We start from the raw sequence: 13,095 nt of genomic DNA, 5'->3' as shown, positions 1-13,095 counted from the left end.
TTAAGCTTCCATAAACTTAGCCGGTACACCAATTTTTTCAACTACAGAAGATATATTAGTAGGATTAATCATTACATTTTCAATACATACTAATTTATTTTCTAGTATCCCATTCTCTGCAGTAATAAGTTCTTCAAACCGATCTAAAGTCATTGAGAATTTATGTTCACTTCCACCATTCATACTAACTTTTACATACTTCATAGTGTCACCGCCTTTCATAATAATTTACATTTCGACAAGAAGGCGCTTACATCCTTTTTATTTACCCTTAGATTTCTCACGTTTACATGTATTTTGAGAAAAGCAGCTACTATTATTTACTCACAAAATTATTGCTAATAAGAAAGATAAAGATAAAAATGCACAAAGTGGAATATATAAACCGGTATCCATTCTAGCAAAGTGTGTATCTTTTTGTCGTTTAAAGATACCAAAATAATTAAACTCACCAATTACTCTAATAGAAAAGACGATCATACAAATCCAGGAACCGACTTGAATAATAACATTAGGAACTGCAAAATGAAAAATTTTTGCTTGTTGCAACAAAATTATTGCTGCCATACTTAATAATAATGCAATGAACAATGTCATTCCGGCGCGAGGTGTAAACGCCTTTTCCCCTGATTTAGTTGGAATAACACTATTTGTCCCCCAATTACCTCCGAAAGCCCAATATACATGTAAAAAGCTAACTAAGAATAATATACAAACAGATATATATGTAATGATAAGCATTTTATCCTCCCCTTATTTTAGTTCCTATCTATAAAATATGCTATTCCCCTCCGCAATAGCAACCTTCATTTCATTACATAAAAAAACCGTAATGATTCATCAATATTAAGATAAGTCATTACGGGGTTATTAAACTTCATTATGCATTATACCTATTTCTTCGGCGTTCCATCCTTGTTTGACCTTGAACTGCATTTTCTTTGTATGGATCTATTTGCTCTGTCATTTCATATGTTGCAACTGGTTCTTCGTACTTATACTCATGGATTTTTTCTGGCATTTTACTTTTAGATTCTTTTCCACCAAACTTAAATAGTTTTATCCTTAATTTCGGTAATCTTGGAAGACGAATCTTAAATGATAATCTTTTGTGTTTCTTTTTTGGTCCAAGTAGATTTATATTTTCTTTATTATTATCTTTCTCTTTGCGGTGAATGAACATCGCGAGTAATCCTCCTATTACAAGTCCTCCAATTAATAGTAATATATATACATAATGGCTTGTCATTAAACTCGTTATGCGTTCAAGTATGACTAACGACTGTACTTCTTTTATATCCCATAGTAAAGCGGCCCATAATGAGAATAAGCCCAAAGTAAGTCCATATGTACGAAAACGGAATAAACATGGAATTAACGCGACACATGCAGCAATTTTCGCATTTGCTATGATTGAACTTGTTGCAATATCCTGATGCCAAATAACTAACAGTAATGTTATAAATGGCGCATACGCTATCCAGCTGCATATACGTGAATACATCTTTTTAGCAAAATAACTACCGAAACTAGTAAAAAATAAAAGCCCTCCAATATATATAGATTGTTCTAGAGGGATTTGCTTTGTAAGTCCTGCAATTGGAAAGAGGCCGCTCAGTAGCATTAAGAGCACATCTAATTTCTTCACAATTCCCCATTCCTTTCAAATTTTTTCAATTAATAAAAATCGTTTTTCCATATGAAATAGTTTTTGTATTTCTAAAAAACATATTAATCCTGTCTGCACATAAAGTAAATATGTAAACGAAAAGATACTTGACAAAGGATATCCTTATTTACATAAAAAAATGACAAATCCTGATCGATATAACGAGCAGGATTTGTTTACAAGTATTTAAAGTAGAATAATTGAATCTTTCTTTTCTACTTTTACTACATCTACATCCAATTCATCATTAAATTCTTTAAACTCTCTTGCATCTATGTCAGTAATATAACTCTTTATTATCTTTTCCATATGCATGGAATATGTCATGTGTACATTCTTTTTCGAAAGCATACTAGAATTACAGCACATGTAATGTATCATTTTAGCGATATAATCCCTTTCTACAGGTTTTACACCTAATGGTAGAATTTCAAGTATATATCGCTGAAAAATCCCACTACAATTAAGTGAATATTCACCAGTGCTATAATACATCCCTTTTTGATCTGCATATAAGCCAATGCTATCTAGAGCATCATCAGATTCTATTACACCGTAACTTGGTACATCAAAACCTGTATTTATTCTAATAATATTTAAATTTGGAACCTTTAACACCTCTGGAACAATATCAGGTAAAATATCTATATTAATTTCTTTATTTTGTAACTCTTTTATCCAATATTTTCTCAAATTTGCATCTACAATGAAGTAAACTTGTTTATTTTGTTCTTTTGCATATTGTACAATTTCCATTAATGTTTCGAAAACATATTGTTTAAAAAGAGCTCCCATATCATTTCTCTTTGATGGTTGTGGTAAAAATGCATTATGTTTATTTATATTTAATAATACGTAATCAATCGTTTGCCACTCTGTACTCCCATATAATTTATATAAAATTTCTTTTCCTTTTATTTTTGAAAAAATAGGTAAGAAATCGAATTTCGATATTCGTTCAATTGATAAACTAACATATGTACAAGGTAGATTTATCTTATTCCAACTACGCCTCAAAAATCCTTTTTGTTCTAATAGACTAAAAACACTATTTACAATTGTTTTACGAGATACATTTTGGCCTATAAATAAATTAATAAATGTTGAAATACGGTTTGTTCGTGCAAATCCCTCTCTAATGATTTGTTTTGGATCAATTTTTTCGCGTCCATCACAATTTTTCATCGCGATTAATGCTAATGTCGCATCACTGCGCTTACCCGCGGTAGCATAGACAGCTTTCTTAACATCATCTACAAGATTTGTTTTATATTTTTGGCAATATTGCATTTTATATGGATTTTGTAACACCTTTTCAATATTGTATCTCACAATCTTTAATAACACTGGAAAATCTGTATTCAATACATAAGAATTTTCACCAACTTTAGTCAAAACAATTTCGCTATCAAGTAATGCTTGTTCTATTTCCAGCGCTATATTTTCAGACCAAACTTCTAATATTAATGTCTCTAATCCTTTTGGTGCAAATAAAGGAAATAATTCATTTTTGTTATTTGTAGCTACCTTTTTACATTCTGGAAGTATTGTGAAATAAGAGAATTTACGCTGAAATTCTTTAAATAAATACTCTCTTTCCTTTACTGTTATACCCGGTTCTATTTTAGTACCTTGAACTTTATAAATTCTCTCATTGTATGGAAATAACACCCTTTTATTTTCTCCTACAATATAATCTTTCGGATATTGGAGAATATGGTCTAAATCCACCTCTCCCCCTATTTGAAAATCATCTTTTAAATTTCTAAATATCTTAATCCATTTCATGCCGGTTGTAGCTTGTTGTATTTTTAGTTTTACAAACCGTATTTTTTTATTATTTGACGCAAACTCTGAGGTAGAAATCAATATCATGCCTCGTTTTCGTCTTAAAAGTAAAGGAATATCTGGATGATTATATTCTTGATATTAAGACGGTTTTTATGAGCATTTCGTATAAGTGTGATTTAACTGATTTAAGCTATTTTCAAAGAAGACATATCAGCGATAATCTATGTCTATTCTGTATAAGTGTTAGCAAGTTCGTTTGCAAACTTGTTAGCACTTTTTTATTTAGATAATACACGCACCTTCTTATATACTAATTATTTTCCCATTGAAGTACTTATGTTCTGAGGATATACCCTTATTTTATGTAATTACATTGGAGAGGTATAGTAAAGTGGAAATCATTCGTTTCAATTCCGGAATAGTTCATTGGAAATAACGAGTTTCTTAACTAATTAAATAAAATTCCTAAATCACTAGTTACAGATGATACACAAGAACAACTTGAGCAAGAACTAATAGATTCAATGCAAATTCAAAAAGAAATATTGGTTTCACATTACAGTAATAACTGTATATCAATATGAATGCATAAATAATATTATCCATATTGATATACAAATTTATCTTAGCTAGAGAGAGAAGCTCCTACATCACCAATCCCTTGAATCATTTCAAGTTTTACGTTAATTTTGTTTGGTGATCCTATAAGATTATCTGTTGAATTGCTTTCTACTTTTATATTTGGTCCAATAATAGTAACTAGATCTTTGCTAATTTGCAGTATAAAACCTTTGATATGAATATCTTCTAAAAATAATATAATGTATAAATTGGTTAATTGATAATCACGTAGTAGTTTTTTAATTTCAATTGTTTTTATTTCAATATTATTAGATGTATCTATTTGGTAATGAGATTCTTTTTGACTATATATTAATTGTGAATTATCTCGCGATAGTATGAATTTTTTAGAGGTTGGTGGATTATTAAAAGTATCATTTAATTTTAATAAAACACGAGAGGATTTTTGTTTTTTTAATGGTTTTGCAGAAGCATCAGTGGATTCTTGAGGTCTTATTGGTTTTGTTGAAGTATCAGGTGATTCTTGAGACCTTATTGGTTTTGCAGAAGCATCAGCGGATTCTTGAGGTCTTATTAGTTTTATTGAAGTATCAGGTGACTTTTGAGGCCTTATCGGTTTTGTTGAAGTGTCAGGCGATTCCTGAAGCTCCGATGAATTTGCAAAAGATTTCGATGGAATAAAAAACGGGATAGGTTTTATATCAAATAATTTAAATTTGGTATTTTTTTGATTTGAACAGAACTTACACATATAATCCCCTCCTATAAAAGTTTGTATTATATTGTAAACATGAGTTGTATAAAAGTGATAGTGCAATTACCTAAAATATTGATATTACTTATATTTTAGGTAATTGCACTATCACTAGTCTTGTATGTAATTAATTTTAAATTCCTTATTTGATAAATCATTTATTTAAATTTCATATAATTTTTAAATAAATGCACTAGGATTACAAATACCTAGTGCATTTTTAAGCTTGCTAATTACGCTCCTCGATCATCACTAACTGATAAAATACTACTAATTTTGACACTAATTTGGTTAGGATTTTCAAGTGCATTTCCATTATCATTACTTTCTACTTCTACGCCTTCTCCATTACCACGACGAAGCGTAACAAAAGTTTCCCCGATTCGAGTAATAAAACCTTCTACGTGGAATGAAGGTAAAAATAATACAACTCTTGCTCCTACTAATTGAAACGCGCGTAACAAAGTACGGATTTCATCTTCATGATGTTCTGCCATTTTCATCAACCTTTCCGTTGAAATTTATAAAGTAGTGAAGAAGTCTTTTTGAATCAAACTTACTTACTATAAGAAATGAAAACTAGTAAAGTAAATCTCATCTTATTTTAGAACTGCCTCACTGCTTTATAAGATAGACTATGTTTTTGATTACAATTTGCTTAGACTTGCTGACTTTTGGTATAAAAACAAACGTCCCCCTATTTATTCTGAAAATTCAGATAAAAGTTTCGAAGGAAGTTTCTATGGAAAATCTTGATACTTTCCTCACCAAAAATTACAATAATTTTCCCTTTATTAAATCAGATAAATTAGAATAGTAAACAAAAATATTCCTCCTTATAAAAGTGAATTTCTCTTTACTTCACAGTAATCAACTTTGAATCCCAATCCCACATCATATAAACTTTGTACAATACAGATATCTTTGAATTAAATACATAATTTAAATTTGATGAATTATTGAATATAAAATAAACAGTCTACTCTTTTAGACACAATTAGAAAAATAATCTTCCAATACTCAAGGTATTATCTAAAAATAAATTTTAATTACATAGAAATAAAAAAAGGCCGCCCATAGGACGGCTCTTATTTTTATTAATCTAACTATTCTCTTATTTAACTTTAATATACTCGTACCACCATTTACCTTCAGGTCGATTGTCCATCCAAGCTGTAATTTTATCGAGCTCACCATTTGGTAACACTTCGGTTTGTACGTATGCTATACCAGTTGATGGGTCAGAAATAACTTTCCCTTTAGTTCCACGCTCAGTCATAGCATTTACGACTTCCTGAACCAATGAAATACCAAAACCACCAGATTTAACATATTGATAACCACCATTAGCAACAAATTGTTCTGTTTGTTCCTCTCCTGTAAACCAAGATAACGGTTTACTGCCAATCAATTGGTTCAAATCACACTTACCGATACCAGGTACATTACCTGTCTCTGTGTATTGCCAAATATCGCATGGATAAGCTGGTTTGTTACCACCATAACGAGGAATCCAAACAAAGTCAGATTTTACATTTGCCATACCAAACGGAGCATACATATGATGACCAACATATAAACCAACTTTCTGAGCACCTAATCGGCGTAGTTCATCAATAAATGCTTGTGTGCCCGCTCTCATATCATTCATTGTTTTTACTTCAACATCTGCAACCCAGACTGTCGCGTTCTTGTCTCCGCGGTTCCAGAGGTCACGAGCTTCTATTCTTGCATCATTTTCTGAAACGAAACGACAGAATGCATAGTTACCAAAAGGAATACCATGTTGCTTCATAGCTTGTACATATCCTTTATACAATGGATCTACATAATTTGAACCATCTTGTACACGAGCGATGATGAAATCAATGTATTGCTTTGCTATAGGCCAGTTAATGTCAGCATTCCATTTTGAAATATCAATAATATGTCCCATTACTTAACATCTCCTTTTCTATCTTCTTGTTTTTGTTTGCCACCTAAAATCTCAACTGCATTTGTTAAGGCTTGTGGAAGTGGAATACCCATTCGTCCAGCATTTTCTAAAAGTGAAAGTAATTCGTTACCCATGAAGAAGAAAATTGTCGCTTCACGAATAGCACTATTGCTTCCAAGTGCTGTATCTAACTGAGTCGCCACTCCAACCAAAAGAAAAAGCACCACCTTTTTGGCGATGCCCTTAAAACCAACTTTACTTTTCAATTCTCCGTTATATCCTGCTGCGCATACTCCTGTTAAATAGTCGATAGCTGCCATCATAACTAGAACTTTCAATGTTGTATCCCATCCTCCCAGAAAGTATCCGCAAAAACCGCCGAAGGCTGCTACAAATGTTTTCATTAATACATCAATACGATCCATCTTTTCACTCCTTATTTATAATAAAAAAGAGAGACGCTTGTCCCTCTTTCAATAAGTACTTTTATTTTAAGGTTTTATATCATTCCTTTTAATATTAAACCCAAAACCGACATTGTGATTGCGCTAATAATAATTCGTAAAATCCAAGTTGTATTCATACTAATCTTTTCTAATTGCTTATTAATTGTAGCGATGTCTTTCTCATTAATTGTTGTGCGAGTTTCTAAATTACGAATATCACGCATAATTTCTTTTTGTTCTGCTTTTAAACTATCGATTTTTACATATACATCTTCCAATACATTCACATCCTTTTATCATCTTAATAAAGCAATCTTTATATGATATGAGACAACCTTATTCATGGTGAATACATCGTAGGAATTTCCATACAAAATCCGTATTTTGTACAAAATAAAAATAGCTTATGACTGCTCCCGTTTCTCACCTATTAAATTTCGAACTAAACCTTTTAATGTGGAAACATTGCTTGCTAGGGTCGCAACCTGCTCTTTTAGTTGTTTATTCTCACTTTTAACAGTAGTTAACTCTTCGTTAAATTCATGATACTGCTGCTGGAAAGCTGCAATAAAGATCGAAACAGTATTATATAAATTAATGGCCCGTTTCTCTTTATCTGTAAATATAGCATCCGTATCGTCTGCAATCATACCGAAATATGTTTCAATTTCTTTTGTTGTATATGGTTCCGTTTGTTCTTCCGGCTTGTTCACACGCATTTGATACAGATCATACATATCGTCCTTGAAGTTGTACTGTTTGATAGCTAAACTCATGATTTTATCAAGAGCGGAGAAAGGAATATCTTTTATATTTTCTTTCATATTCCTAGCTGATGTAGGATTAAATGCTTTCGCCCACATTTGACCATTGGCATTTACATTTTCTTGCGCTCGTAGCGTTCTTAATTCTATATCTTTCCATCCTTGGCCCATCATATCTTTAATCTGTAATCCGTTGTTATAACCTTGTACAAAACTTGATCTTATCATTGCATTACCCATGATTAAATCATGATCGGTGGCGCCGTTTATGAAATGTATTTTATAGTCACTGCCTTTTCTTTTGAAAGTAAACTGTCCCTTGTTATTGTTAAAAATATGCGGTTCAGTTGTAGTTACAGAGAAGTAACCATATCCTGGAGCCCATCCTTCAGATTCAAAAATAATATCATTCAAGTTTTGAAAACGAAATTGTCCATCTGAATATACGCTCAGATGTCCACCGTCATTCTGCATTTGAATATAATTTGACCAAATATTAGTTCCTTCTGCATTTTCTCCTTTAGAAACCCCAAATTTTGCATACGCTTTAGAAGGTTGATCGACTCCATTAATTCGCGGCATGACTTGATAAATATAAAATGATCCTGTACCAGCGTATTTTCTATTATCAGAACCAAGGACTAATGAAGGTTGAATACTTCCATCATTTGTCTCCATAAATCCTATATAACCACGTGGCTTATCTAAATCGAAAATCTTCATGTCTTGTTTATTTATTTCAACAAATCTGTTTCCACTCGTTTTAAGTGTTACTCCTTCTAAAACTTTTCCTTTGATATGATTTGCTGTAATAAAACCTACTAAGTTAATCCTATTTGCATTCAAAGTAATGTTTTCTTTACTCATATTGAATGCTGCGATTACATCGTTTTCTTTTACAGATATACTAACGCCTTTTTCCGTTAACTGAAGACGGGTTTCCATATCTCTTACATAAGATGATGTGGCAAATTGTCCATCTGCTTGCGTTTTTGTATATACCTCTGTCTTTTTCGCTGCTGCATTGATCCCCTGTTCATTGATAGTGAAACGGTTATCAATTAAAGTCATCTTCTGATTAAATTGATCTGTCGCAAGCTTGTTAGCTAATTCGCCCAACAAATCTTGTTTATTTTTATCAACTGTTTGTTTCAACTCAGGTATCTTAAATCCAGCAACATAATCTTCTACTTGTTTTAGCTCGACTTTCACCCCAATTGCTGTTGCCTGTTGTTCGAGTTGTGTATTTGCATCAGTAAGCTGTTTCCCTTGATCTGATACTACATTATTTAAATTGCTCACTGTAGAAGATAATCCAGTTGCTGTTTGTTCTACTGTATTCATACGATTTTCGAATCCAGCTTGGCTATTTTGAACACTGGTTACAGTGTTTTTTACGCCATCCACACTTTTTTCAATCTCAGTTGTTTTCTTGGTAAATTCATCTGTTGTTACCTGCTCTTCAGGAGGTGCCGTCCAATCCTGCGGCTTATTCCCTTTATACAAGGCAACCCATTCCACAATAGATTTCGTAGTACTACTCGGATAGTTATATAAGCTTAACTTTCGTTCATTTCCACTTGTAGCCACAACAGCTTTAAAGGTTACATAAGTTATTCCATTAGCGTAAACACTTGTTGCATATCCAACATTGCTAGACCCATCATTCTGCCAAATTCCAAATTTCTGCCCTTGTGGGACACTTCCTTTAATTACAAAGGTATATTCCTCACCCGCAAAGAAATTTTCAGTTAGAGAATATTGATTGATTAGATAGTCTGTTTTTTCATATTTAACATTTGATTTTAATAAAAGGTTACGTCCACCAGTTTTATCACTATTAACCTTTGTTTCTACATTCTTTAACTTCTCACTGATTTTCCCAGCTTTTTCTTCTATTTCAGTAGTTGTTTTCTTTAGTTCACTTGTTGTTTGTTGCACATCAGAAATAGCCCTTTTTGTACCTTCCGCATTTGATTCGACAGTATTTAATTTATTACTAATTTCAGTATCTTTTTTCGTTAATGATTCAATAGAAGTTTTAAATCCATTAGAATCCTGTTCAAACTTAGTTACTTTCTTATCAATTTCAACTTGTTTATTTTCAATATTAGAAATTGTACGGTTGACACCTTGTAAACTTTCCTTTACTTCGTTGAATTGTCCCGTCGCCTGATTTTGTATCTCTTGAACCTTTTGATTTAATTCTGTTTTTGTTGATTCAATATCTTTATTAACCTGCTCAAGTGTTTCTTTCTTAACGGATTCAACATCTGGTACAACCGATTCCCAAGCTGCGCCTGTCCATATTTTCAAAATACCAGGCTTCCCATTACTAATATCACGCCAAAGTGTTTTATAAGGCTGCATCCCCGTTGTCGGTGGATTCTTTGCTTCAATGATTTCTACCGTGTTATTTTTAAGATTCTCTTGAACCTTTTCAGCCAGTTTTTTCGCTGCTTCAGATTCTTTCTTAGCATTACTAGCTGTTTCATTTGCATCTTTCACCAATTTATCTAACTGATCTATCAGCTCTTGTTTATTGCCTAATGACCCTAAGATTCGATTGTAAATTTTTCGTAGTTCTTCGTTTGGATCAGTAATTTCACGATAATCACCAAACACATATTTATCTTGTGTAGGGTCCGTAAAAGATTCATCACCAGCAATTACCCGTGCTTCAAGGTATAATTTAGGAGTGAAGCCTATATCTTTGATTCGGATCGTATCGCCCTCATTAATTAGTTCATGTGCTAGTCCGAAAATACGTCCAATCGATCGTGCTTCTACTTCATAAGAAACGGAAGAATTGACACGTTTTTTTAATTCTATTTCCATTAACGTCATTAAACGTTTTGGAGTCATGTCTAATTCTTCTGTTTCCGGCGTATAAAAACCGAACTTATGTTTACCACGTTCATTCCATCGTTGAAATGCATCATTATCAACAATATACGGGAGTCCCCTGTTAATGCTTTCAATAGTAATTACATTATCGCCTTCACCTTTCACAAACCCGACTAGCGCTGTACAAATGTCTCTTGAGTGTTCAATACGTGTAACACCTATTAAATCTTTCCCCAGTTCTATTTCTTTTTCCGTGTCTCGACCACGCCTTTGAATCATATCAACATACCATCCAATTATTTGTGAACCTTGAATCTCAACGCGGTACTGGATTTCTAATTTAAATAAAGAAGCTATTTTCTTTAAAAACGTTAACGGATCAATAAATTCATCAATAGTCATAGTGTGGAATCCTGCATAATCTGTTTTTCCACGTTTCCATTTCATTCCTACTAAGGCTATATCAATAAATTCGTTTACTGTTTTACCTTCTATTCGTTGTGGTTTTATAATGCCTGACTTAGCGATTTGAACCCAAGCTCCTGAAGCATATGTGGTAATGGATCGTTTATCCGAATTCTTCTCAGCTTCTGTAATAACATATGGTACAATTCTTCCGTCTCGAACTTCTTTTAAAACAAGATTTTGTTGTTGTAACGTAGCCGAATGAGTTGTGCCATCAAAAACTGTAAAATCCAACATATCAACATTGTTTTTGATTTCCCAATGCCTTTTATCATCCCAATAGTCCTGTGGCTGAATAGCTGCAACGATTTGATCTGTTTTGAAATCCACAACATGCAAAATGCCGCTTGGTGTTCTCATCTATATCTCTCCCTATAACTAACAGTCGCTTTAACATCTGATGGCATTATTTCGATTAAATTCTCGCCACGTATTACAGTTGGAAAATTACTAAAAATATCTTTTAAATTAATTGCATTCTTACCGTTAATTGTTACAAGACTTTTTTCCGTATCAATAATAATTTTGTCTCCTGCGTCAAAAATGTAAGGCGGATCGTTTTTGGTATTTAAATTTACTTTCCAAAACTTCAAATCACTAACTGACATTGCTTCTACGGGCGGAACATCTTGCCATTGCATAATACTAATCTGAATTTGTGCGGCTTTTTCCATATGGTAGTTATTTTCATCTGTCCACCGTGCAAAACGTTCTGAATCATCTTTCTCTGTCCCTGGCAAAAATTTTGAAATATATGCTTCCCATACATTGCCGGTTCTAGCTATCCACAATCGACCGAAATACTGATTCCATGTATTCGGATAATCACCACTCTCATAAATCAACCCTGCTTTCCCTGGCTTGTTATCATATCCAATAACCATCGTTCCGAAATTTTGCTCAGCTTGCCAAAAGAGATCGTTCATAGCAATTTTTGAAAGAACCTTGCTATTTTCATCGAGTATCGCTATCTCAACTCGGCCCATTTCATTAATTTTTTTACTCTTACATGTAACATAGGCTTGCATAATAAAATCTTGCACTGGCCCCCCAGGTATATTCTTTTTAACAGCTGCACCATGCCATTCTTTCCCTGTACTGGCACCAAAATCAGAACAAAAGAATTGGTATTTATCTGACTTCATTTCACCAATTGGATTGCCATCTTCCATTGAACTGACTTTACTCCAACCTACAGTGGTAGCCATTTCGTCCCATATAAGTCTTTGATTTCTTTCTACGGGTAATTGCTCTGTTTTCAAAGGATAACCAATTCTGAAGTAATCACGATTATACGGCTGCTCACCAAACCACACATCTAAAAATGTACTGGGTTTCTGAGCTTCGACTTCAATAATTGGAGGTGCTTCTATATTCCCTTGATTGATAAAAGAAGTCATCACTTCTGTAGAGCCATTTTGAGAGAACGTATGAGTATTTTGTTTCCCTAATTTATATGGCATTGGACAAACAAAAGTAATGACACCCTTTCCTCTATTGACTATTTCATCCAAGTCTACAGAACCATCAATTAAAGCTAGATATGTCCTGTCTAATTCATCATCAAAAATAAGTTCGGCTGGTTGCTCTGTATATAGCCAATCCGCTAAATCTTCTTTTACCTTTTGTAAATCAGCCATATCTTTTTTTGCTTTAATTACAAGAGGAACATCAATACGACGTTCCTCCGTTTCTGTATGAAGAAAAAGAGCCCCTGCGCGATGAGGGACTCTTACTAATTTTCTTTTAACCGGAGCCCAAGAAGGGCGTTTTCTTCCAACTAGCATTTGAATATAATCTTTTCTAATTTTATTAAAAGTAAAACTGAGTTTCCCCACCGT

11 protein-coding genes are annotated in these 13,095 nt (G+C 32.9%); all 11 read right to left on the bottom strand.

Features of this window, described 5'->3' with window-relative positions; genetic code table 11:
- The 11 genes from BUA87_RS04615 to BUA87_RS04565 all read right to left on the bottom strand — a co-directional run bounded on the left by BUA87_RS04615 (nucleotide 1) and on the right by BUA87_RS04565 (nucleotide 13,092).
- The gene (locus BUA87_RS04615; RefSeq protein ID WP_000878368.1) at nucleotides 1-204 is read right to left on the bottom strand and encodes a hypothetical protein; all 204 of its coding nucleotides are present in this window, start codon (nucleotides 202-204) and stop codon (nucleotides 1-3) included.
- 120 nt (nucleotides 205-324) lie between these two features.
- Complete coding sequence (locus BUA87_RS04610) at nucleotides 325-741, bottom strand: DUF3995 domain-containing protein (RefSeq protein WP_000905591.1); 417 nt, start codon at nucleotides 739-741, stop codon at nucleotides 325-327.
- Nucleotides 742-880: 139 nt separating this feature from the next.
- A complete protein-coding gene (locus BUA87_RS04605; RefSeq protein WP_000732179.1) occupies nucleotides 881-1,648 on the bottom strand; it encodes a DUF3959 family protein in 768 nt (255 codons plus the stop codon).
- A 207-nt stretch (nucleotides 1,649-1,855) separates the two neighbouring features.
- Entirely contained in the window at nucleotides 1,856-3,538 is a 1,683-nt protein-coding gene (locus BUA87_RS04600) for an RNaseH domain-containing protein (RefSeq protein WP_000626126.1), read from the bottom strand.
- Between the two features lie 547 nt (nucleotides 3,539-4,085).
- The gene (locus BUA87_RS04595; protein ID WP_072938559.1) at nucleotides 4,086-4,793 is read right to left on the bottom strand and encodes a hypothetical protein; all 708 of its coding nucleotides are present in this window, start codon (nucleotides 4,791-4,793) and stop codon (nucleotides 4,086-4,088) included.
- 236 nt (nucleotides 4,794-5,029) lie between these two features.
- Entirely contained in the window at nucleotides 5,030-5,293 is a 264-nt protein-coding gene (locus BUA87_RS04590; protein WP_000807597.1) for a hypothetical protein, read from the bottom strand.
- A gap of 617 nt (nucleotides 5,294-5,910) precedes the next feature.
- Nucleotides 5,911-6,732, bottom strand: coding sequence for a GH25 family lysozyme (locus BUA87_RS04585; protein ID WP_072938556.1), 822 nt, complete (start codon nucleotides 6,730-6,732; stop codon nucleotides 5,911-5,913).
- Nucleotides 6,732-7,157: a phage holin family protein gene (locus BUA87_RS04580; protein WP_072938552.1), complete on the bottom strand. Its 426-nt coding sequence runs from the start codon at nucleotides 7,155-7,157 to the stop codon at nucleotides 6,732-6,734. The genes BUA87_RS04585 and BUA87_RS04580 overlap by 1 nt, the downstream gene beginning before the upstream one ends.
- A gap of 74 nt (nucleotides 7,158-7,231) precedes the next feature.
- Complete coding sequence (locus BUA87_RS04575) at nucleotides 7,232-7,456, bottom strand: hypothetical protein (RefSeq protein WP_000390479.1); 225 nt, start codon at nucleotides 7,454-7,456, stop codon at nucleotides 7,232-7,234.
- A gap of 126 nt (nucleotides 7,457-7,582) precedes the next feature.
- On the bottom strand, nucleotides 7,583-11,614 hold the full coding sequence (locus BUA87_RS04570; protein ID WP_072938549.1) for a phage tail spike protein: 4,032 nt from the start codon (nucleotides 11,612-11,614) through the stop codon (nucleotides 7,583-7,585).
- Nucleotides 11,611-13,092: a distal tail protein Dit gene (locus tag BUA87_RS04565; RefSeq protein ID WP_072938546.1), complete on the bottom strand. Its 1,482-nt coding sequence runs from the start codon at nucleotides 13,090-13,092 to the stop codon at nucleotides 11,611-11,613. The genes BUA87_RS04570 and BUA87_RS04565 overlap by 4 nt, the downstream gene beginning before the upstream one ends.
- Nucleotides 13,093-13,095 lie beyond the last annotated feature (3 nt).

It is taken from the genome of Bacillus sp. bc15 (assembly GCF_900142585.1).
Classification (GTDB): domain Bacteria; phylum Bacillota; class Bacilli; order Bacillales; family Bacillaceae_G; genus Bacillus_A; species Bacillus_A cereus.
This window is presented reverse-complemented; position numbering and strand designations above follow the sequence as displayed.

Coding starts and splice junctions, on each gene's coding strand:
- BUA87_RS04615 (WP_000878368.1), bottom strand. CDS start 204: ATGAAGTATGTAAAAGTTAGTATGAATGGTGGAAGTGAACATAAATTC.
- BUA87_RS04610 (WP_000905591.1), bottom strand. CDS start 741: ATGCTTATCATTACATATATATCTGTTTGTATATTATTCTTAGTTAGC.
- BUA87_RS04595 (WP_072938559.1), bottom strand. CDS start 4,793: ATGTGTAAGTTCTGTTCAAATCAAAAAAATACCAAATTTAAATTATTT.
- BUA87_RS04590 (WP_000807597.1), bottom strand. CDS start 5,293: ATGGCAGAACATCATGAAGATGAAATCCGTACTTTGTTACGCGCGTTT.
- BUA87_RS04585 (WP_072938556.1), bottom strand. CDS start 6,732: ATGGGACATATTATTGATATTTCAAAATGGAATGCTGACATTAACTGG.
- BUA87_RS04580 (WP_072938552.1), bottom strand. CDS start 7,157: ATGGATCGTATTGATGTATTAATGAAAACATTTGTAGCAGCCTTCGGC.
- BUA87_RS04570 (WP_072938549.1), bottom strand. CDS start 11,614: ATGAGAACACCAAGCGGCATTTTGCATGTTGTGGATTTCAAAACAGAT.